The organism is Archangium sp., assembly GCF_045802675.1.
Lineage (GTDB): Bacteria > Myxococcota > Myxococcia > Myxococcales > Myxococcaceae > Archangium.
On the sequence record NZ_JBJMQO010000026.1, the window covers coordinates 23773 to 43916 of the forward strand.

The 20144-nt window shown below is 71.1% G+C and carries 15 protein-coding genes; 8 read left to right on the forward strand and 7 right to left on the reverse strand.

Translation table 11 applies throughout. From position 1 onward, the window contains the following. Positions 1-71 precede the first annotated feature (71 nt). A complete protein-coding gene (locus ACJ8AN_RS07030) occupies positions 72-575 on the reverse strand; it encodes a hypothetical protein (RefSeq protein WP_407754469.1) in 504 nt (167 codons plus the stop codon). Between the two features lie 203 nt (positions 576-778). Between ACJ8AN_RS07030 and ACJ8AN_RS07035 the strand changes: the two genes are divergently transcribed. The 5 genes from ACJ8AN_RS07035 to ACJ8AN_RS07055 are packed head-to-tail and all read left to right on the forward strand — an operon-like array spanning position 779 to position 10851. Beyond that, a complete protein-coding gene (locus ACJ8AN_RS07035) occupies positions 779-1681 on the forward strand; it encodes a DUF2135 domain-containing protein (RefSeq protein WP_407754470.1) in 903 nt (300 codons plus the stop codon). Positions 1682-1696: 15 nt separating this feature from the next. Next, on the forward strand, positions 1697-2275 hold the full coding sequence (locus tag ACJ8AN_RS07040; protein WP_407754471.1) for a DUF1175 family protein: 579 nt from the start codon (positions 1697-1699) through the stop codon (positions 2273-2275). Further along, positions 2275-3894, forward strand: a complete 1620-nt coding sequence (locus ACJ8AN_RS07045) for a hypothetical protein (RefSeq protein WP_407754472.1) — start codon at positions 2275-2277, stop codon at positions 3892-3894. The genes ACJ8AN_RS07040 and ACJ8AN_RS07045 overlap by 1 nt, the downstream gene beginning before the upstream one ends. Next, positions 3891-8609, forward strand: a complete 4719-nt coding sequence (locus tag ACJ8AN_RS07050; RefSeq protein WP_407754473.1) for an MG2 domain-containing protein — start codon at positions 3891-3893, stop codon at positions 8607-8609. The genes ACJ8AN_RS07045 and ACJ8AN_RS07050 overlap by 4 nt, the downstream gene beginning before the upstream one ends. 7 nt (positions 8610-8616) lie before the next feature. Beyond that, positions 8617-10851: a hypothetical protein gene (locus ACJ8AN_RS07055; RefSeq protein WP_407754474.1), complete on the forward strand. Its 2235-nt coding sequence runs from the start codon at positions 8617-8619 to the stop codon at positions 10849-10851. On the opposite strand, the gene ACJ8AN_RS07060 is transcribed toward ACJ8AN_RS07055, so the two are convergent. Both ACJ8AN_RS07060 and aqpZ read right to left on the reverse strand, forming a co-directional pair. Continuing rightward, complete coding sequence (locus tag ACJ8AN_RS07060) at positions 10842-11198, reverse strand: hypothetical protein (protein WP_407754475.1); 357 nt, start codon at positions 11196-11198, stop codon at positions 10842-10844. The genes ACJ8AN_RS07055 and ACJ8AN_RS07060 overlap by 10 nt on opposite strands. 370 nt (positions 11199-11568) lie before the next feature. Further along, entirely contained in the window at positions 11569-12390 is an 822-nt protein-coding gene (gene aqpZ / locus ACJ8AN_RS07065; RefSeq protein WP_407754476.1) for an aquaporin Z, read from the reverse strand. A gap of 213 nt (positions 12391-12603) precedes the next feature. Here aqpZ and ACJ8AN_RS07070 point away from each other — a divergent pair, with 213 nt between their 5' ends. Further along, positions 12604-14250 (forward strand): DUF692 family multinuclear iron-containing protein, encoded by a 1647-nt coding sequence (locus ACJ8AN_RS07070; RefSeq protein ID WP_407754477.1) that lies wholly within the window; start codon positions 12604-12606, stop codon positions 14248-14250. Positions 14251-14253: 3 nt separating this feature from the next. Here the strand turns inward: ACJ8AN_RS07070 and ACJ8AN_RS07075 are convergent, their stop codons facing one another. Both ACJ8AN_RS07075 and ACJ8AN_RS07080 read right to left on the reverse strand, forming a co-directional pair. After that, positions 14254-15240: a hypothetical protein gene (locus tag ACJ8AN_RS07075; protein WP_407754478.1), complete on the reverse strand. Its 987-nt coding sequence runs from the start codon at positions 15238-15240 to the stop codon at positions 14254-14256. Between the two features lie 195 nt (positions 15241-15435). Next, entirely contained in the window at positions 15436-16302 is an 867-nt protein-coding gene (locus tag ACJ8AN_RS07080) for a hypothetical protein (RefSeq protein ID WP_407754479.1), read from the reverse strand. A gap of 307 nt (positions 16303-16609) precedes the next feature. Between ACJ8AN_RS07080 and udk the strand changes: the two genes are divergently transcribed. Continuing rightward, positions 16610-17245 (forward strand): uridine kinase, encoded by a 636-nt coding sequence (gene udk / locus ACJ8AN_RS07085; protein WP_407754480.1) that lies wholly within the window; start codon positions 16610-16612, stop codon positions 17243-17245. Between the two features lie 5 nt (positions 17246-17250). Here the strand turns inward: udk and ACJ8AN_RS07090 are convergent, their stop codons facing one another. After that, positions 17251-18282, reverse strand: a complete 1032-nt coding sequence (locus ACJ8AN_RS07090; RefSeq protein WP_407754481.1) for an alpha/beta fold hydrolase — start codon at positions 18280-18282, stop codon at positions 17251-17253. 57 nt (positions 18283-18339) lie between these two features. Here ACJ8AN_RS07090 and ACJ8AN_RS07095 point away from each other — a divergent pair, with 57 nt between their 5' ends. Further along, positions 18340-19245 (forward strand): hypothetical protein, encoded by a 906-nt coding sequence (locus tag ACJ8AN_RS07095; protein ID WP_407754482.1) that lies wholly within the window; start codon positions 18340-18342, stop codon positions 19243-19245. 66 nt (positions 19246-19311) lie between these two features. Here the strand turns inward: ACJ8AN_RS07095 and ACJ8AN_RS07100 are convergent, their stop codons facing one another. Then, positions 19312-19980, reverse strand: a complete 669-nt coding sequence (locus tag ACJ8AN_RS07100) for a PilZ domain-containing protein (RefSeq protein WP_407754483.1) — start codon at positions 19978-19980, stop codon at positions 19312-19314. Positions 19981-20144 lie beyond the last annotated feature (164 nt).

Here is a 20144-nt window from a genome sequence, read left to right on the forward strand (position 1 = left end):
GGACTCCAGGGGTGCGAGCCTGGGTTTAAGAGGCGCCATCGGCCGTCGCAAGCGCGTCGATGCGCCTCCGCTCACGGGGAGATAGTCCGCGAGCCCCCGCGATGAGGCGGCCCGGGGGACGGCTTGTCCGGCGAGAGGTGGCGCTGGAGGAACTCGACCAGCGGACGGAAGGCCTCGGAGGAGAGGACGTACTCGAGATCGGACTCGGACAGCTTCTTGACCAGCTGCTTCGCGCCATGTCCTGAGCGGGGTTTCGGCAGGAGCTTCTGGAGGGCGGCTCGGGGACACAGCGCGGCCCGGGCCACGTCGAGTTCCGAGACCTTCTTCCCGGTGGCCCGCTCCAGCAGCGCGCGGTCGGAGAAGAAGACCGCCTCGACCTCGGGTTTCGCCAGCACGAGCACCCACATGGAGCGGTGTGCACTGGTCCCGAGGAGATATTCGTAGGTGCCTTGTTGCTCATCTGTCAGGTCATCATCGATGGTGTCCGCGTCCACGATGATCGCCGTGGGAAGCCCCTTTTCGGGGAGGAGCGCGCACGCGCCTGTCCACGCATGTTGCTTGTCGCGAGCCGACAAGACGCCGATCTCCCGAGCACGTCTGCCAAAGTGTCTGGCCAGGAGTGATTGGATCAACTCCTTGTCGAGACGGGCTCAACTCGTCACGTCAGGTGGAGGGGTCTACCCGATGGGTGATGCCCGGGGGGCTCCGGCGCTCTTGAATACAGGCCCCATCTGCCGCAGGCTGTCCGCCGTTCCTTCCTCGACAGGACCCGCTCGCGATGCTGCCCGTTCTCCTGGCCGTGCTGCTCACCCAGGCCCCGATCGCCAATCCCCGCCAGCAGGGCGTTCCCATCGGCAAGGGCAAGACTCTGCCCACCGTGCGCCTCACCGCTCCCTCCGGCGGCTGGACCGTGGACCGGATGCTGCTCGTGGAAGGCACCCTCAGCGACACCACCATCGATCCGGTGGTCCTCTCCATCAACGGCGACCGCTACCTGATGCGCACCTTCAGCGGCCGCTTCAAGCGCAAGTTCCCCGCCGCCAGCGGCAAGAACGTCGTCACCGTGCTCGCCACCAACCAGGCCGGCACCGCGCGCGTCCAGGCCACCAGCTACGCGCAGATTCCCCCCGTGCCGCTCAAGACGATCCTCACCAGCGACACCGAGGGCGTCTACACCGACCTCCACATCTACGAGCCCACCCAGGGGAGCGTCACCGCGGCGCAGGAGGGCTCGGGACAGACGCTCGACGTGAAGAAGATGGCCCACGTCTACTGGGCCAACACCGAGAGCCCCAGCGGCGGCACCTTCTTCCTCAACGAGCAGGGCGGTGACTTCGACGACCCCGCCTACGGGCCCTACCTCTACGTCCACCGCGCTCCCCCCAAGGGCGTCTACCTGATCGCCACCAACTACTGGCCGAGCGGCGACAAGGCCCACACCGTGGCCACCCTCAACGTCGTCCTCTACGAGGGCACCCCCCAGGAGGTGCGCCGCATGGTGCGCATTCCGCTCGCCACGCCCGGCACCACGCGCGTGCTCGCCTGGGTGAACGTGCTCGGTGACGGCAAGGCCGAGGTGTACGTGCCCTCGCAGGACCCCACCCCCAAGTCCGCCGCGTGGCCCCGCAACCTGGAGGACGCCGTGAAGACGCTCTCCAGCGGCGTCGACTCGGACTACTGAGGCTCCCGGCACGCCATGCGCGTCCTGCTCCTGCTCCTGTCGCTCCAGGCGGCTTCGCCCGCTCCGGCCGAATCCCTCGAGACGTTGCTGCGGCGTGAGCTCGCCCAGACGGCGCTCGCCCAGGTGCGCCGGATGGACCCCACCTGGAACCCGGACCAGCGCGACTGCGGGGGGCTCGTGCGCTTCGCCTTCCGCGGCGCGTACCGGCGCTTCCAGCCCGAGCGGCTCGCCAGGCCCCTGTGGCGCGATGACCGGGGCCAGCCCGCCGACTTCGCCGATGCCGAGACACTGCTCACGCACAGCTTCGTCCCGCTCGGCCGAGACGAGGCCGCTCGCGAGTCCCTGCGCACCGGAGACCTGGTGGCCTTCCGCCAGGAGCGCGACGCGGGCCCCGTCTTCCACCTGATGCTCGTGGTGCGCCCGGAGGACAAGGCGCATGCCCCCACGCGCGTCGTCTACCACCCGGGCGACAAGGGGGCCGCGGTGCGCACCGGCCTCCTCCAGTCGCTCGTCACCGACGCCCCGCTCGAGTGGCGCCCGGTGCCCCAGAACACCGCCTTCCTCGGCTTCTTCCGCTTCAAGGAGTGGATGTGATGAACCCTCCCTCGTCTCCGCCCGGCGCGCCTCCTCCGCCGCCGGCACCGCCTCCCCGGAGCGGTCCTTCCCGGGCCGTCCTCTTGGGCGCGGGTGTCGCGGTGCTCGTCGTCGTGGCCGCTGGCGCCTTCTTCCTCGGCCGTCGTTCCTCGGGTCCCTCGGGCCCCGGCGCGGGGGGGCCCTCCACCGCCTCCAGCGGGCCGGGCTCCGGCTCGAGCTCCGTGCTCCAGGCCCTGCCTCCCGCTCCCGACAAGCCGCAGCAGATGGAGGTCCCCACCGAGCCCGTGCGCGCCGCCTTCTGGGCGGACGTCTATGCACCGGGCAAGGTGCGCGAGGCGCTCGCCGGCAACCCGTGGGTGAAGGACCAGTTGCAGAAGCCGCTCGGCAAGGGCTTCGTGGGCGGGTGGGCCGCGTTCCTCGACACGCGCGCCGAGGACGTGGGCGCCAACTTCAAGGGCGCCATCTTCGACGTGATGGCCGGGCAGTTGCTGGCCTCGCCGTTCCGCATGGTGTGGTTCTCCGGAGACAACCGCGCGGGCACGCCCGCCATCATCGTCCCCGAGCCCGGCAACGCCGCCATGGCCGCCTTCGACTCGATGAACGGCGTGGTGCGCCGCAGCGAGATGGTGGCCCAGTCCTGTCCGGGCGGGCAGGGCGAGGTGCCCTCGGAGGGCTTCAAGCTGGAGCGCTGGCTCGTGGCCGAGCAGGGGCTGTGGGCCGCGCGCACGGATGATCGCATCGTCTTCGGCCGGCACCCGGCGGTGGTGCTCCAGGGCCTGTGCGAGTCCCATCTGGACCTCGAGGCGCCCCAGGGCGTGGACGTGGAGCTGGGCTTCGCTCCCGAGCCGCTCGGCCGCGAGGCGCAGCTGCTCACGCACGTGATGGGCGTGGCCAATGGCATCCGCCTTCAGTTCGCCGTCGAGGGCAACCGCCTGGTGGGCCGCGGCATCTCCGGGCCCGTGGCGGACGAGCCCCGCCTGGACAGCGCGCCGCTCTCGGACGACTTGCTGAAGCTCGTCCCCGAGGAGACGCCGGTGCTGCTCACGCTCCAACTCAAGCTGCCCGAGCAGCTGGACGCCAACACGCTCAAGGCCTGGTGGTCCGGCAAGCGCGTCTCGGGGGCCGTGCGCACGCGCCAGGTGGCGATGGTGTGGACGCCCCGGGGTGATGTGAGCCTGCCCTCCGAGGTGGCCCTGCTGTGGGGCCGGCCCGAGGACGCGGCGGCGCTCGGCCAGCTCTTCTCCGGGCCCAACCGGATGGAGACCGCCACGCTGTGCGGACACCACGTGCTGGCCTCGACGCCGGACGTGCTCGCGCGGCTGAGCAAGGCGTGCGAGGGCCAGGCGCCCAACCTGCTCCACGCCGCGGGCCCGGTGGTGCAGGGCCTGCGCGCGCCGGGCTCGGTGTCCTTCGGCGTGCACCTCGGGCGGGTGCTCGGCACGCTGATGGCGGATGGGTATCTGTCGCAGCTCACGGAGGCGGATCCGAAGAAGCCGCAGCCGCGCGTGGCCCCGCCGGAGATCGAGGCGGCGCGGCGTGACTTGGAGACGCTGCCGTACATCGGCCTGCGCGGCACGGTGGATGGCAACAAGCTGGTTCCGGGAGGGTTTGGCTCATGAGGTGCTTCGCTCGCATCGCGGCCCTGGCCGCAGTGGTGCTCGCTGGCGTGGCGGCCGCCAAGCCGCTGTACATCACCGTGCCCCGGGCCTACGGCAGCAGTGAGCCGGTGGGCGTGGACGTGGCCTTCGAGAGCAAGGGCCCCGTCGAGCTGCGGGTGCTGAAGCCCGCGGATGTGGACGCCTTCATCCGCGCGCAGGGGGACATCCGGCGCGCCTATCAGGCTCCGCCCACCATGGCGAATCCGGGCAACGCGCTCAGCCGTGGCCTCAACGCCGCGCACACGCCGGGTAGCTTCCTGTTGTTCGCCCTCAACGAGGACTTCCGCAAGGCCGTGGCGCCGGGGCTCCCCGCGCGTCCGCCTCCGCCGCCGGGCCGCCCGCTCGCCCGCGTGTCCGAGGGCCCCGAGAAGCTCGTGGGCGTGCCCGCGGGCTTCACCGTGGTGCGCAGCCAGTGGCTCAACCTGGACCTCGGTGGCTCCGATCGCGAGTTCAGCGTCCCGGGCTTCGACACCACGTATTACAGCAGTGGCTACGAGGAGCGCCGCGTGACGCTCCCGCCGCTGCCCGCGGGCACGTACATCCTCCAGCTCGTCCAGGGCCGCGTGGAGGGGCAGGTGGTGCTCGTCGTCACCGACCTCACCGTGCAGCTCAAGCAGACGGATGGGCAGGTGCTGGTGCGCGTGGCGGGGAGGGATCAAAAGCCGCGCGCGGGTGCCCAGGTGCAGGTGTATCTGTCCTCGGGCAAGGGGCCCGCGGGTACCACGGACGACAAGGGCGAGGTGACGCTCGCCGTCCAGGAGCCGCGCCTCATCGCCACGGCCACCTCGGGCGGAGACACCGCCATTGTCGACACGGACTTCTACTCGTCGCTGGCAGTGGCACCGGACGTGTTCATCTACAGCGACCGCCCCATCTACAAGCCGGGCGACGAGGTGAAGTTCCGCGGTCTGGTGCGCCAGCCGGACAGCTACCTCGCGCGGCTCTTCACGCCTCGCAAGCGCGACGTGACGGTGAAGCTCGTCTCCGCCGAGGGCCGCGAGGTGCAGACGCGCGCGAAGGTGGACGAGTTCGGCGCCTTCAACGGCAGCGTGGCGGTGCCAGCGGACCTGGGCACGGGCGTGCTGCGGGTGACGGCCGAGCTGGACACGCAGCCGCACCAGGGCGAGGCGCGCGTGCAGGACTACGTGAAGCCCACCTTCTACGTGGAGCTGCAGCCGGAGAAGGAGACGGTGGTGCCGGGCGAGACAGTGAAGGCCACGGTGAAGGCGCGGCGCTACGCGGGCGGAGTGCCCCCGGGCGCGAAGTACGAGGTGTTCCTCTACCGCACGCTGCTGGATGCGCCGGCCTGGGTGGATGACTCGGGGATGGGCGGGCAGGGGAGCGCGGTGACGTACGGCACGGCCTCCACCACCGAGGGCAAGCTCAGCGTCCCCGAGCGTCTGTTCTCCACGGTGGCCCAGCGCGGTGCCGAGGAGGATCCGTGGGCGAGCGCCGCCACCTTCGACGCCGAGGGCAACGCGGAGATCGAAATCCCCGTGCCCCCGCTCAAGCCGGGCGAGGAGCGCCTGCCGTACCGCTACTCGCTCACCGTGCGCGCTCGGGATGACCAGCAGACGTTCGCCAACGCGAGCGCCTCCTTCTTCCTCTCCAAGGTGGAAGTGCTGGGGGCCACGCGCTACTCGGCGCCCGTGGTGAAGAAGGGCTCCGAGGCAACGCTGGGCATCCGCGCCACCACGCTCGGCGGCAAGCCCTACGGCGCCACGCCGGGCGAGGTGGAGTTCGTGTTGCGCAAGGCCGATGGCTCCGAGAAGAGCCTGGGCAAGAAGGCCTTCACCACGGCGGCGGATGGCTCGTACCGCGAGAAGGTGCCGACCTCGGACGTGGGTGCGGTGGTGGCCCGCGTCACGGTGAAGGACAAGGGCGGTGAGGCCTGGAAGGGGGAGGAGCAGGTGCTCGTCATCGGCGACGCCGATGAGCCCGTGGCGCAGGTGCCCAACCTGACGCTGGCCTCGCTCTCGGGCACGCTCGAGCCGGGAGACTCGGCGCAGCTCGTGGCGCTGCTGCCCAATGGCTGGGGTCCGGAGGGCTCGGACGAGGGCCCGGTGTGGGTGACGCTCACGGGCGCGGGCGTGTACGGCACGCAGCTGGTGGAGCTGAAGGGCCGCACGCTGGTGCACGCCTTCGAGGTGGAGAAGCGCTTCGGCAGCGCGGTGTACGCGTCCGTGGCGTACCCGACGGCCGAGGGCCGCTGGGAGGAGCGCACGGTGGGCTTCCGCATCATCCCCGCCGAGCGCACCCTCTCCGTGTCGCTCCAGCCCCGCCGCGCCGAGGCCACGCCCCTCACCGAGCAGGTCATCGATCTCCGCGTGACGGACCACGAGGGCCAGGGCGTGGTGGCGCAGGTCTCGGTGGGCGTGGTGGACAAGGCCGTCTACGCCATCCAGAACGAGTTCCGCCCCAAGGTGCTCGACTTCTTCTACCCGGTGGGCCGCAACAACGTGGCCACCTTCTTCTCCGCCGAGTTCCAGGGCTACGGCTATGGCGAGGCGCTCGCGCGGAAGATGGCCGGGCTGCCGGACCATGCCTTCGCCTCCATCAAGCCGCCCACGCGGCAGGCCAGGGACCTGGACCGCGACACGGCGTACTGGAGCCCCACCGTCGTCACCGACAGGGACGGGCGGGCCACGGTGCGCTTCAAGCTGCCCTCCAACCAGACGCTGTGGGTGGTGACGGGCGTGGCGGCGGACACCTCGGGCCGCTTCGGCGAGTCCACCTCCGAGTTCGCCACGCGCGGTGGGCTCAACCTGTACGCCGCGCTGCCGCAATTCCTCCGCCAGGGGGACGAGGCGCTCGCGTCGGTGCGTCTGTCCGCGGGCGAGGCCTCCAAGGGCAGCCAGTCGCTGGACGTGCGGCTCGCGGCGGCCGGAGTGCTCGAGTCCGCCGAGTCCAAGCAGAAGGTGGAGCTGGCCCAGGGCGGCGAGCAGGTGCTGCCCATCACCCTGAAGGCGAAGGGCTCGGGCACGGCGGAGCTGGCGGTGGAGGTGGCGGGTGGCAAAGAGCCGCTGCGCGACAGGCGCGCGGTGGCGGTGCGGCCCGCGGTGCTCGACGAGCCGGTGAAGGTGTCGCAGTGGGGCGGCGGTGAGCTGTCCCTGCCCGCGGCTCCGAGCGCCACGGTCTCCGAGGTGGAGCTGGTGCTGCAGCCCTCGCTGGTGGACGCGGCGCTCACCAACGTACGCGAGCTGCTCACCTACCCGTACGGGTGCGTGGAGCAGTTGGTGTCCACCACGGTGCCCAACGTGGCGCTGTACCAGACGCTGAAGAAGGCGGGCTCGCTGGAGTCGCTCGACACGGACAGCCAGGGGCTGCTCGCCGAGGCCCGCAGCCGCGCGGTGCAGGGCACGGCCCGCATCCTCGACGCCTCCGTGCGCGGCGGCGGCTTCGCCTGGTTCAGCGGCTACAACGAGCCGGATCTCCCCATGACGCTCATCGCCCTGGACGGGCTGGCGTACGCGGTGGAGGCGGGGCTCGTGGACCGCAACGACACTCGCATCACCGAGAGCCTGCGCTGGCTGGAGGCCCAGGAGGGGCTGCCCTTCGAGTGGGATGCCACGCGGGCCTGGGTGCTGGCGCGGCTGGACGGAGAGCGGCAGGCGGGCCGGGTGCGCGCGCTGGTGCAGGCCGCGCAGCCGGGAGACCTGTACCCGCTCGCCATGGCGGTGCTGGCCGCGGAGAAGGCCGGCGTCATGAAGGAGCCCGAGCTCAAGGGCCGCATCGACGAGCTGGTGGCCGCGAGCAACCAGGGCTTCGTCACGCTCGCCAACCTGCCCGCGCCGAGCGAGGCCATGTGGCGCTACCCGCTGCGCCGGGTGGGCCTCACCGCGATCCTCGCCCACGCGGCGTCCTTCGGGAAGCTGGACGTGGACAAGGCGCGCCGCCGCCTGCTCGAGGCGCTCTCGGAGCCGGAGCTGTCCACCTTCGACCGCAGCACCGCGCTGCTGCACTCGCTGTGGCTCATCGAGCGCGATGCGAAGGCATTCCGCAAGCTCGCGCCGCCCACGGTGAAGGGGGCGAAGGGACAGGTGCGCTTCACTCCTCGGGGCATGGGACTGGTGGCGACGCTCGAGCCGGGCACGCGCTCGGTGGACGTGGGCGGCTTCGAGGGCGTGGCCACGCTGCGCGCCTCGGCGGCCACGCCGCTGGCGGACGTGAAGCCCGTGGCCGAGGGCATGAGCCTCCAGCGCGCGTACTACGTGCTGCGCGAGGGCGGCCGGGTGCGGCTCGAGCCGGGCACCGGCGTCAGCCAGGGCGAGAACGTGTACGTGGAGCTGACGGTGGACGCGCACGGCGACAACCGCAACCGCTCGGCGTACTACGTGGTGGAGGACGCGGTACCCGCGGGCTTCGTGCCGCTCGTGGAGGACAAGGAGTTCCGCGGCCCTCCGCACGCGCTGCCGCTGGCACCCGAGGCCCTCAAGCGCCGCTCGCTCAACCCCGAGCGCGCCACGTTCTTCTTCGAGGAGCCGGCGTGGTGGAGCGACAGTCCGCGCACGGTGGGCTACGTGATGCGGGCGCAGTTCGCGGGCACCTTCTCCGCGCCGCCGGCCTTCATCGAGGACATGTACGTGCGGAGCATCCGCGGCCGCACGGGCACGGACGTGCTGAAGGTGGCGCCGTCCCAGCGCCCCTCGGGCGGCATCAGCCGGGACGAGTGGTGAGGACGTGATGGGGTGGGCCGCCGTGACGGTCGCCTTGCTGGCGGCCACCCCCGTCTTCCTCACGAAGGGAGACGTGACGCCCGAGGCCGCGCTGCGCTCCGAGGCCGAGGCCGCGTGGAAGGCGCTCGAGGCGCGCTACGTGGCCGAGGCCGGTGGAGCCCCTGGCCGGGCACCTGGAACCATCTCCCTGCAGCGGGGCGAGGCGCTGTTGCCCTCGCGCAACGGGCAGGGACGGCCGGGTGTGGTGGAGCTGCGCCAGGGCACGCCCGGGGTGCTGGATGCGCGGCTGCGCGTGGCGCTCCGGCATGAGTTGGCGCATCAGCTGTTGTGGTGGGCCTGTCCGGCCTCGGCGGAGGACCGGCTGTTCCACGAGGCCTTCGCGCTCTCGGTGAGTGGCGAGCTGGCCGAGTGGCGCGAGGGGCCCTACCTCTCGTTGTCGAGTGCCTCGGCGGAGCTGGCGCACAACCCGGACGTGGACACGCCGCGTGCCCGCCGGGCCCTGGCGCGCGTGCTGAACGAGGACTCGGGGTTTCCCAAGGCGCTGACGCGCCGGTTGAGGCAGTGCCAGGACGGGGCGCGCTGGACGGTGCCCCTGTCCGTGGACGAGCTGGTGGGCGTGGCGGTGCAGGCGGCGGCGAGTGCCACGGTGGTGCTCAGCCGCCACTCGGGCGAGGTGCTGCTGGCCGAGGGCGACATCCGCACGGCGATGCCCTTCGGCTCGACGCTGAAGCCCTTCGTGGTGGCGGGGAGCGCGGCGACTCCGCCGGTGCTGTCTCCGCGCGCGGAGGTGGCGGAGTGGCTCTGCGGTGACCGGCTGCCCGTGAAGGTGGACGTGCGGACGGCGCTGCTGCGCTCGTGCAACGGGTACTTCCTGGACTGGGAGGGGCAGGGGAGCGCGCCGAGGAACTTCGGCCCCTGGGGCGCGGTGCTGGCCTCGGTGGGCCTGTCCAGCGAGCCCCTGGACATGGCGGATGCCATTGGCCTGCGCTCGACGCTGCGGCTCTCTCCGTGGGGACTGGCCCAGGCGTACCGGTTGCTCGCCGAGGCGCGGCCGGACCTGATGGCGGTGCTGGCCGACAACGCCGCGCGCGGGACGCTGTCCGAGCTGCCCGCCTCGAAGGCCTACGCGGGCGTGGCGACGAAGACGGGTACGGTGCGGGACGCGGACAGCCGGCCGAGGCTCGGGTGGATTGTCGCGGTGGACGCGGACCTGGTGGCGGTGGTGGCGAGGCCGGGGAAGATGCCGCGCGCCTTCGCGGACGAGGTGCCCGAGGTGCTGAAGAAGGTCCGCGAGAAGCGCGGCGGACTGGAGGCCGCGCGGGTGCAGGTGCTGGGCCTGGTGCAGCCCGGGGCGGTGGAAGCGCAGTGCCGGGGCTCGGGCTTCTCCCTGGAGGACGGCTCGCCGCGAGCCCTCCCCGAGGGCTTCTCGAAGCTGGAGGCGCTCGTGTCGAAGGGCGCGGCGGTGTGCCTCGGGAGCCCGTGGCGGGTGCGCTTCCCGGACGTGCCGGCGGGGCGCGACTACGCGGGCGTCTTCTCGTGGTCCTCTCCGCCGCCCTACAAACCGCCCCCGGGAGTCCCCGTCAGCCCGAATGCCGTCAAGGCGAGGCGGGGCTCGGACTTCCTCTTCCGCACCACGCGCCTGCAGTACACGGCGGGCGTGGTGACGGCGGAGGACGCGGCGTTGAAGGGAGAGGCGAGGGTGGCCCTGGCGCGCGTGGTGGCGCACAACGAGCGGCATGCCGACAGCCGCCATCCGGGCCGCCCCGTCTGCGACACGACGCACTGCCAGAGCTTCCAGGGCACCGTGCGCGTGCAGCCCGAGGAGGAACGGGCGCTCGCGTCACCGCCGCTGCGCTGGCACGAGTGGTTGCCGTTCTCCCAGGGAGGACAGGAGCCATGGCGCGAGACGCGAGCGCGAGGCCAGGTGGAATCGCTCCTGGGCAGTGGCGTCACGGGAGTGCGCTTCGCGGAGGGTCGCGTGCATTACCTGCACACGAAGCGCGAGGGCGGCGCGGTGTTCGACGCCGCCGAATCCCAGCCCTGTGAGGCGCTCCGTTCCGCGCTGAAGCTCCCCGCGTGCCCACGCACCGCTGTCTTCAATGACGGCGAGGTGCTCTTCGAGGGGCGAGGCCAGGGCCACGGTGAGGGCCTCGACGTGGAGCAGGCCAAGGCGAGTAGCCTGGACTCCGAGCAGCTCCTCGAGCGGGCCTATGGCACCGGCTCGCGGGCGGCCTACCCCTGAAAGGTGGGCTTGTACGTGCCGGGCCGGGACTCGGTGGCCTGGCGCACGGCCTGCTCGAACTCCTCGCGGCCGGTGAAGGTGTGGATGCCGCCCAGCTTGAGGCTGGCCAGGGACACCCCCATCAGCACCACCTTCGAGCCGAACAGCACGCTGAGCGAGTTGAGCTTCGGCGCCATGGGGATGGCGCGCTCGGTCATGATGTTGCGCGCCTCGGTGGCGTACAGCTCCATCTCCTCCCAGTCGTGGAAGACGTCCGTCTTCGCCTGGTTGGTGACGATGCCCTCGATGGTCGTCATCGCGAGGTGCGCGAGGTGGGCGTCGTACATCGCGCCCTTGAATCGCGTCACGATGACGTGCGGGGCGGGTTGCCACAGGCGGAGCTCCCCGTTCGGGGTGGTCCAGCTCCGGGTTCCATTCACGACCGAGTGAGCGAGCATGGTGGGGCAGTTAGGGCAGCCGGTTACCGGAAGCAAGCGGCGGCTTCCGCGACTGTGATGTACGAGAGGGTAGGGGTGGTACGGGCGATCATACGTCAGCGCCCGCCGGGTTGTTCCTTCCAATCGAGAAGGAGGCCGTCCCGTGGCAGGACGGGCCGCTGGGCAGGCTGCCGAGCCGAGGGGTCCACCCGGGCCTCCACCGCTTCGAGCACGCGCGGCACCCGGGTCCAGCCCCAGGCGCCGTGGCCGAGCCGCCCAGGGACTGGGACCAGGTACTGCTTCAGGGAGGCGTCTCCACCGGGCGGCTGGTCACCGTGCGCTCGATGCGCTCGCTCACCAGGGCGCGCTCGGCACCCGCGGCGGTGATGGGCACGACGGGGCGATGCACCGTGCGGTACACGGCCGCCGCGAGGCCTCCGCCCAGCAGGGGCGCCACGATGAACAGCCAGAGCTGACTCAACGCCCAGCCCCCGACGAAGAGCGCCGGCCCCAGACTGCGCGCCGGATTGACGGAGGTGTTGGTGATGGGGATGCCCACCAGGTGCACCAGGGTCAGCGCCAGACCGATCGCCACGCCGGCGAAGCCCACGGGCGCGCGGGCATCGGTGGCGCCCAGCACCGTCAGCACGAGGAAGAAGGTGAGGACCACCTCGGTCAGGAAGGCCGCGCCGGCCCCGTATCCGCCCGGGGAATGGGCACCGAAGCCATTGGCCGCGAGCCCTCCGTCCGCCGCCGAGTACCCTCCTGGCGCTCCCCTGGCGATCAGCAGCACCACGCCCGCGGCCACGATGGCGCCGATGCACTGGGCCACGATGTAACCGAGCGTGTAGCGCTTCTCGAACTTCCCGCTCAGCAGCAGGCCCACCGTTATCGCGGGATTCAGATGCGCGCCGGAGATGGGACCGACGGCGTACACCATGGCGAGGACCGATAGCCCGAACGCGAAGGACACTCCGAGGAAGCCGATCTTCTCCCCGGCGAGCACGGCGGAGCCCGCTCCGCCGACGACCAGGACGAACGTCCCCACGAGCTCCGCCAGATACCGACGCAACGCATCGGCGCCCCCGGCGGGCGACGCGGACTTCACCTCGACCTTGTTCATGTCCAGCCTCATCCGACGGGACACCGGTCCCAGCTCCGGCTCACCGTCATCCGGTTTCTCAGGTGACTCTGTGTACGTGTCCCCGAGGGGCAATGGCTCGGGGGATGGGCGCGTTTCCTCCCCCGGACCTCGAACGTCCAGGAGGGCGCGCGGGCCGTGGCCTCACGGTGCGGCACTGAAAATGTCCTTCGCCCGCTATAGGGTGAGCACCCCATGAGCCTTCCTGACGCGACCGCCTGGACGCTCCCCTGGAGGGGACTGGGCCTCAGCAGCAACCTCGACGCGGCGGATCAGCCGCACCCCTACCGGTTGCTCGCCGAGTCGCCCGGCCTCTTCGACTTCGTGGAGTACAGCGCGCCCCTGTCGCTCGACGAGACGCGCGAGCACGCCTCGCTCTTCCCCCGCATGTGGGAGCGCCGTCAGGACGTGCCGGTGCTCTTCCACCCCGTGCACCTCAACCTCTACGGCCCCGAGCTGGAGCCCGTGACGGCGCTCGAGGCGATGGATGCGCACGCGCGCGCCGTGGGCAGTGCCTGGGTGGGCAATGACATCGGCTGGTGGCACTCGGGTGGACAGCCCTTCCCGGGCTACCTCTACTTCACGCCGCCCTTCACCGAGGCCGGCGTCCGCGACAGCGTGGCCCACGCGCTCCACGTCCAGTCGCACCTGTCCGTCCCGCTCGCGCTGGAGAACCCCGCCGCCTTCGCCAAGCGCGGCGAGCTGCACGTGCTCGACTTCATGGCCCGCGTGCACGCGTGCACCGGCCTGCCGCTGCTGCTCGACCTGGGGCACCTGCTCAGCTACCAGCTCGCCGCCGGGCTGCCGCTGGAGGCGGGGCTCGATGGCTTCCCGTTGGACAAGGTGATCGAAATCCACATCGCCGGAGGCGTCATCACCCGGCGCCACGGGCGGGGCTACTACGTGGACGACCACACCCAGCCCGTGCGCGAGGAGCTCTTCGGCCTGCTGGAGTCGCTGCTGCCGCGCTGTCCCTCGCTGCGCGCCGTCACCTTCGAGGGCGACGGGCACCCGGACGAGGTGGCGGTGCTCACGCTGCGCCGCCTGCGCGCGCTGGTGCCCGCCACGCCGAGGCCTCCACTCGCGCTCACCCCGGTGACGGCGCCCGCGCCGGCCCTCACGCGTGGCAGCGAGCCCTGGGCCCTCTTCGAGACCGGCTATGGCACGAAGCCGGAGACGGGAGGGGACGTGGAGGGCGCCCGCGCGGAGACGGACTTCCGCCTCGCGGTGGTGGCCGAGACGCTGGACCGGGACTGGCCCATCTCCCGGCTGTTGCTCGCGGGATCGCGGGAGGACCTGCGTGCCTTCACCGCCTCCCCGGAGTTCCGCGAGCTCTTCGAGGGCCAGGGCCGCTCGCCGGGACATGCCTTCGCGTCCTGGACGCGGCGCCGCCTGCGCGAGCATCCGGACGAGGGCACGGCGGCGGCGGTGACCTTCGAGACGTTCCTGCCCAACGCCTTCATGACGCGGCCGCCTCCCGCGCCCGGGCCGGGGCAGGTGGGGTTGTCCGAGGACGTGCGCGTGGGCTCCTTTCCCGTGGACCTCACCGAGCTCGTCTTCGCGGCGAAGGCGCTGCGCCGTCACCTCATGGGGCGGGCCTGGGCGTGCGAGGTGCTCGACGTGAGTGGCCTGGAGTCGCTCGCGCAGGTGGCGCGGCGTCCGGGGCGCGGCCCGTGGAGCTTCGTCGTGCGGCGCAGGGGCCGGGGGCTGGAGGTGCTGACGGTTCCCCCGGCGGTGCTGGAGCTGCTGCGCCCGCTCGCGAAGGCGCCCCGGGCGGTGGAGGAGGTGCCCGCCGCGGTGCTGGCCGAGGGCAGGGCGCTCGGCCTGTTGCGGCGAGGGTGAGCCTCAGGGCGCGGGGCAGGGGCCGCAGTCCCGGCAGTCGTCCGGGTCGTCGCCCGTGCCGCACGACTCGGTGTACTGACACACGCCGTCCCCGCACTTGAAGACCTCGTTCGTGCGCATGCGCGTGGTGATGGCCCGGTAGGCGACGCCGTTATAGGTGCACGTCGCGTAGAACTCCTTGTCCGCGTCCTTCTCGCAGAACTTGTCGCACTTGGACCTGATGCGGACGATCGGCAGGCACGGCTGGCGCTCGTCGTTCTTCTCGTCCGAGCGGGCGCAGGCGCGCGCCGAGCTGTTGTTGTGGTGCATCATGCGCCCGTCATTGCCGGTGAAGACGCCCTCGCCGGTGAAGAGGTTGCCGAAGAAGCAGGCCTCCTTCTCCTTGAAGTCCTCGAGCTCCTCCTTGGTGTAGGGGACGGCCTCGCCCCGCGCATCGCGCCCCAGCACGGAGATGGGGACGCGCACCCCGAACTTGTTGGTGTGGGCCGCCAGGCACGCGGAGATGAGCTGCTGCTCGGCCACGGTGGCCGGCGAGCCATTGGCCCAATCCGGCGCCAGCCCGAGGTTCCCCGTCCACGAATAGGTGATGCCCGTGGCCGGCGCGGTGTAGCTGCGCGTCTGCCCGGCGGGCACGGCGCACTGGACGACGTAACGCATCACCCTATTGCCCAGGTCGGGGTCCGTCTGGAACCAGGCGGTGAACTCGGCGGTGGACAGCCCGTTGAAGGCCAGGCCGTTGAAGGCGAGCCCGTTGAAGGCCAGGCCGTTGAAGGCGAGCCCGTTGAAGGCCAGGCCATTGGGCGACAGGCCGTTGAGGTCGTAGAGCGCCTGCTGGTGGGCGGCGAGCTCCTGGGCCTCCTCGGGCGGAGCCACCGGGCCGCACGCCAACGACGCGCCGAGCAGCCACACCGCGCTCATCAGCGCCAGCGGGGAGGGAACGGCTGGAGAGGCCTTCACACGACGAGACGGGGCAAGGGCTCGGTCTTTCATGGCGTGCTCCTGGTCTGGAACGAGGGGGGCTCGGTGGCGGACTCCTCCGCCAGGATGGGACTCACGCTCGGAATCAGGAAGTCCGGTGTTCCCGGGAGCAGTGTTCCGGCCGATGACGGACAGTGGCGGTGTGCACTCGCGAGCGTCACAGTGCCCGCCCCCGGGCCGGTGATGGAGGGAGCCGGGCCCTGGCCCTCAGGGGCAGGGGCCGCAGTCCCTGCCGCAATTGTCGTACGTCTCGCCGGTACCGCACTGCTCGGTGAACTGACAGACGCCGTCCCCGCACGTGTAGATGTCCGATGGGAGCATCCGCGTCGTGATGGCCGGGTACGCGATGCCGTTGGCGGTGCACGACACGTAGAACCTCCGCGAGGCATCCAGGGTGCAGAAATTCGCGCAGTCCTGCTCGACGCGCACGAGCGGCGGGCACTCCGGGTCCGCCCCGCTCCCGCTGGAAGAGAGGGCGCAGGCGCGCGGGCTGCTCTCCCTGCCGGTGAGCAGAGGCCCGTCCTCGCCGACATAGAGGCCCTCGGCGCTGTTGAAGAGGTTGCCGAAGAAACAGGCCTCCTTCTTCGAGAACAGCAGGAGCTCCATGTGGGAAACGGGGATGGCCTCTCCCGTGGCTCTCAGCCCCATCACGGAGATGGGAACGTGGATGCCGTACTTGTTGGCGTGGGCCGCCAGGCAGGCGGAGACGATCCGTTGCTCGGCCAGGGTGGCCGGTGTGCCGCTGGCCCAGTTCGGCGCGAGGCCGAGCCCTCCCGTCCAGGTCCGGGTGAGGCCCGTGAGAGGGGACGTATAGGTCCGCACCTGCCCGGCCGGCACGGCGCACAGGACGAGGTACGTCATCACCGCGTCGTTGAGCTCCGGATTCTTCTGGAACCAGGAGTCGAACGCGGCGGTGGACAGGCCATTGAGCGACAGGCCATTGAGCGACAGGCCGTTGATGCCCACCAACGCCTGGGCCCGGGCGCGCGGAGCCTCGGGTGCGCTGGCACCTTCCGAGGGGGCACAGGCGCTGGCCGCCACCAGCGCAAGCGCGAGAACCCACCCTCCAGCCATGGCCTCCCGACAGCGAGAGACCTCGAGCGAGCCGGTATTCATGTCTTCCCCCCAGGGCAGGTGTGGCGGCCGGGAGCGCCATGACGGCGCCATTCCGGGGAGCCTCGGGAGGACGGGCAATGAGGGAAATGCTCCAATTACAGATTAAACGACTTATTGGATTTTAATAGCCCTGCTTATTTGCGCGGAAAGAAGATGTTGGGGGCCAGACAGGGAAGTCGGGGCCTACCCGATGGACCCGTGGCGTCCAATGTTGGCTTCCCGACGGAGCCTTGCGCCCGCCCATCCGGTGCGGTAGTTCGCGCCCATGTCGTCACCCCTCGTCGTTGGCATCGCCGGTGGTACCGCCTCCGGCAAGACGACGGTCGCCCGGAAGGTCCGCGATGCACTCGCTGACTGCCGCGTGGCCTTCATCGACCAGGACTCGTACTACCGGGACCTGTCGGACATGACGCTCGCCGAGCGCCGGGAGATCAACTTCGATCACCCGGACGCCTTCGACACGGACCTGCTCGTCGAGCACCTGCGCGAGCTCAAGGCGGGCCGCCCCATCCAGAAGCCCGTCTACGACTTCGTCACCTCGACGCGGCAGAATCACACCGTGCGCGTGGACCCCGGGGACATGATCCTCATCGAGGGCATCCTCGTGCTGCACATGAAGCCGGTGCGCGACGAGATGAACGTGCGCATCTACGTGGACACCGACGACGACCTGCGCATCCTCCGCCGGCTCGAGCGCGACATCCACGAGCGCGGCCGCGACTTCGACCACGTGGTCAGCCAGTACCTGCGCCACGTGCGCCCCATGCACATGGGCTTCGTCGAGCCCTCCAAGCACCACGCCGACATCATCGTCCCCCACGGCGGCAACAACGACATCGCCATCGGGATGATCGTGGGCGCGCTGCGCGCCAAGCTGCTCCAGCCCCAGGCGCAGCGCTGACGGCTTCAACCCCGGCGGCGCAGGAAGTCGCGCATGGGGCCGTGCAGCCGCTTCGCCTGCGCCAGCAGCCCCGCGTGATCGCACGGCGCCGGCAGCTCGTGGTAGTGCGCCCGGGCCCCCGCCGCGCTGAGCAGGTGATACGTGTCGCGCACCCGTGATGGGGGCGCCAGCGCGTCGTCCGCTCCCGTCGCCAGCAGCACGGGGGCGCGCACCTTGGACAGGCTCTCGGTGACGTCTCCGCCCGCGTACGCCGTGCACAGCAGCGCCCACGTGTTCGCGTCGAAGCCCTCCGAGAAGGCCTCGGCCTCGGCCTCGGCCTCCAGGGCCCGCTCGGCGGCGGACGGGGTGGCGCGCGGGGACTCGGACCCGTGCCGCAGACGCAGGTACTCCAGGTAGTGCTTGCGCAGCGTGCGCTTGGGGCCCTGGCCCGGGGCGTAGTGGCCCTCGTGGAAGTCCGGATCCATCCGCAGCAGGTGACGGATGAGGCCGAGCCGCTCGCGCAGCGGTTCGGGCAGGGCCCTCGCGGCGCCGAGCACCACCACCGCGGACACCTGCTCCGGGAAGAGCGCCGCGAGCTGCAGCGCCACCAGCCCTCCGAGCCCCACGCCCACCAGCGCTCGCGCGCGCTCCACCTGCATGCCGCGCAACATGGCCGACACCGAGCGCGCCATGTCCAGCACCGTCACCGTGGGCAGCGCCGCGCCGTAGGGCCGGCCCGCGCGCGCGTCCACCGTCACCGGCGACGTCGAGCCGAAGGGACTGCCGAGCAGGTTGGGCACCACCACGTGCAGCGCCGAGGTGTCCAGGGGCCGGCCCTCGCCGACGAGCTCCGCGCCCCAACCCGAGGGCTGGAAGGCCGCCTGCTCGCCCGGCCCGAGCGCCCGGTGCGAGTGCGCCAGGTCGTGCAGCAGCACCGCAACATTGTCGTCCGAGCGCTCACCGTAAGCAGACCAGGCGACCTGGGCACCGCCCAGCAGGCCGCCCTCCTCCAGAGGGAGTGCAACCGGTAACGAGTAGCTGCCGGTGGTCTGGTACACGCGAAGGAGGTCTCATATCACTACGGCCGTCATTTCCAGCGACAGGAGCAGCTCCGCGTGAAGCGTTATTTCGGACTCATCGTCCTCATCGCCGGCATCTTCGCCGGCGCGGTGATTTCCTACCGCAGCGCGAGCGCCAAGGCGCTCGAGGCGCAGCGTGAGGCGGACTTCACCCACATCCAGAAGGACTACCTGGAGCGCGTGGGGTGGATGCGCACCAACCCCGACGAGGCCTCGTACCGTCAGGCGGTGGCTCCCTTCTTCAAGACGTACTTCGAGCAGGTCACCTCGCACCGCGGCAAGTACAAGCTGGGCAAGGAGTTCGACGCGTACCTCGAGGAGCTCGACAAGCGCGGCGACAAGGACGAGCGCGCCGGGGACAAGAAGGCCTACTACGAGTACACGCGCAAGGTGTTCGACCAGATGCGCGAGGGCCGCTACAAGCCGCAGTGGAGCGCCACCGACAAGGGCATGCGCCTGGACGTGCTGTCCTCGGACGTGGTGATGGTGCTCGGCAAGCCGCAGGTGCGCCTGCAACTGGTGCTCTGGGGCGCCCAGCGCGAGGAGCGCTCCGACGGCAAGCTGAAGAAGATGGTCACCAGCGCCTCGTTCAAGACGCAGTGGAAGCTCACCGACGAGAAGGGAAAGCTCGTCGGCGAGATGACGGGCGAGGACCCGGCCATGAAGGTCGACTTCCCCGAGCGCTACATCGCCGAGTTCCCCCCGCAGATGGTGCTGGGCCACTACGACATGGACCTGGTGCCCAGCGAGGTGAAGAAGATGGAGATCACCTTCAACGTGAGCTCGCGCGCGAGCTCGGGCGGCGAGGCCACGGCCGCGTACGCGTGGAAGCTGGACGTGCCTGGCGAGTGGCGGCTCGGCGCGGGTCAGACGTGGGAGGGCGCCGAGGTCACCGAGCGCCCCGAGGACGAGATCGATCCCTCGAAGGCCGGGAAGAAGTAGCCGCGCACCACGCACCACCACGGGGGGCCCTGGAGCCAGGCTGGCGCTCCGGGCCCCCTTCGTGTTTCAGCGTTCGGTGGCGGCGCGCTCCAGGAGGCGTTGAATGGCCGTGGCCTGCCGCGCTTCGTTGCCCGTGAAGCGCAGGCCCACGCCCCGCTCCTCGCCTTTCTCGCCCTTCCAGATGACGCGCGCCTCGAGCCAGGTCCCGCCCATGCCGAACAGGCCCCCGTCCACCTTCAGCCACACTGGCTCGCCCACGTTGAGCTTCGTGAGCCTGCGGCAGGCGACGAACGCGCCCGTCTGCGACAAGTCCCGGAGCTCCCCGTCCACCTGATCATCCTCCGCCACCTTGAGGTGGCAGCTCTTGCGGATGGCGAGGCGCTCGCGCGAGGCGGTGCCCATGGGCGACGGGCGCCCCGCGCAGAGCGCGACCATCTCCGCGGCCCGGCGCTTGTGCTCGCCCTCGAAGCTCGCCAGGAAGCCGCCCGCGCCATCGCGGCCGACCCTCTGCGTAGGGTTCAAGGCCAGCCCCTCGAGCTCGAAACGCTCGGTGGCGTCTTCGCAGGTGATCGTGAGCCGCACGCGTACGCCTTGAGCGACCCTGCGTAAGGTCGGCACGAAGAGCGTCAGCGTTCCCCGATCGGCCTTCGCCGAGGACAACAGGGCGCGGCGGGTGGCGTACCGGACCTCGATGGGAATGACGGGTGGGGCGTTCCTCGGGTCCGTGCTGCTCATGGCGACCACTCCTGGGGCTCGAAGGTGAGACGGCCGTCCGCCGTCGTCCGGATGAGCCAGGAATACACGGTATCCAGCGCTGGGAACAGCGACCGTTGACCCTGTGTCCTCCCGTGGAAGACGCACCCCGCGCCATGACGGGGGCCTGGAGCCAGGTGGGCGCT

Excerpts from the sequence above, each read along its gene's own strand:
- ACJ8AN_RS07035 (WP_407754470.1), top strand. The coding sequence starts at position 779 with ATGCTGCCCGTTCTCCTGGCCGTGCTGCTCACCCAGGCCCCGATCGCC.
- ACJ8AN_RS07040 (WP_407754471.1), top strand. The coding sequence starts at position 1,697 with ATGCGCGTCCTGCTCCTGCTCCTGTCGCTCCAGGCGGCTTCGCCCGCT.
- ACJ8AN_RS07045 (WP_407754472.1), top strand. The coding sequence starts at position 2,275 with ATGAACCCTCCCTCGTCTCCGCCCGGCGCGCCTCCTCCGCCGCCGGCA.
- ACJ8AN_RS07050 (WP_407754473.1), top strand. The coding sequence starts at position 3,891 with ATGAGGTGCTTCGCTCGCATCGCGGCCCTGGCCGCAGTGGTGCTCGCT.
- ACJ8AN_RS07055 (WP_407754474.1), top strand. The coding sequence starts at position 8,617 with ATGGGGTGGGCCGCCGTGACGGTCGCCTTGCTGGCGGCCACCCCCGTC.
- aqpZ (WP_407754476.1), bottom strand. The coding sequence starts at position 12,390 with ATGAACAAGGTCGAGGTGAAGTCCGCGTCGCCCGCCGGGGGCGCCGAT.
- ACJ8AN_RS07070 (WP_407754477.1), top strand. The coding sequence starts at position 12,604 with ATGAGCCTTCCTGACGCGACCGCCTGGACGCTCCCCTGGAGGGGACTG.
- ACJ8AN_RS07075 (WP_407754478.1), bottom strand. The coding sequence starts at position 15,240 with ATGAAAGACCGAGCCCTTGCCCCGTCTCGTCGTGTGAAGGCCTCTCCA.
- ACJ8AN_RS07080 (WP_407754479.1), bottom strand. The coding sequence starts at position 16,302 with ATGGCTGGAGGGTGGGTTCTCGCGCTTGCGCTGGTGGCGGCCAGCGCC.
- udk (WP_407754480.1), top strand. The coding sequence starts at position 16,610 with ATGTCGTCACCCCTCGTCGTTGGCATCGCCGGTGGTACCGCCTCCGGC.
- ACJ8AN_RS07100 (WP_407754483.1), bottom strand. The coding sequence starts at position 19,980 with ATGAGCAGCACGGACCCGAGGAACGCCCCACCCGTCATTCCCATCGAG.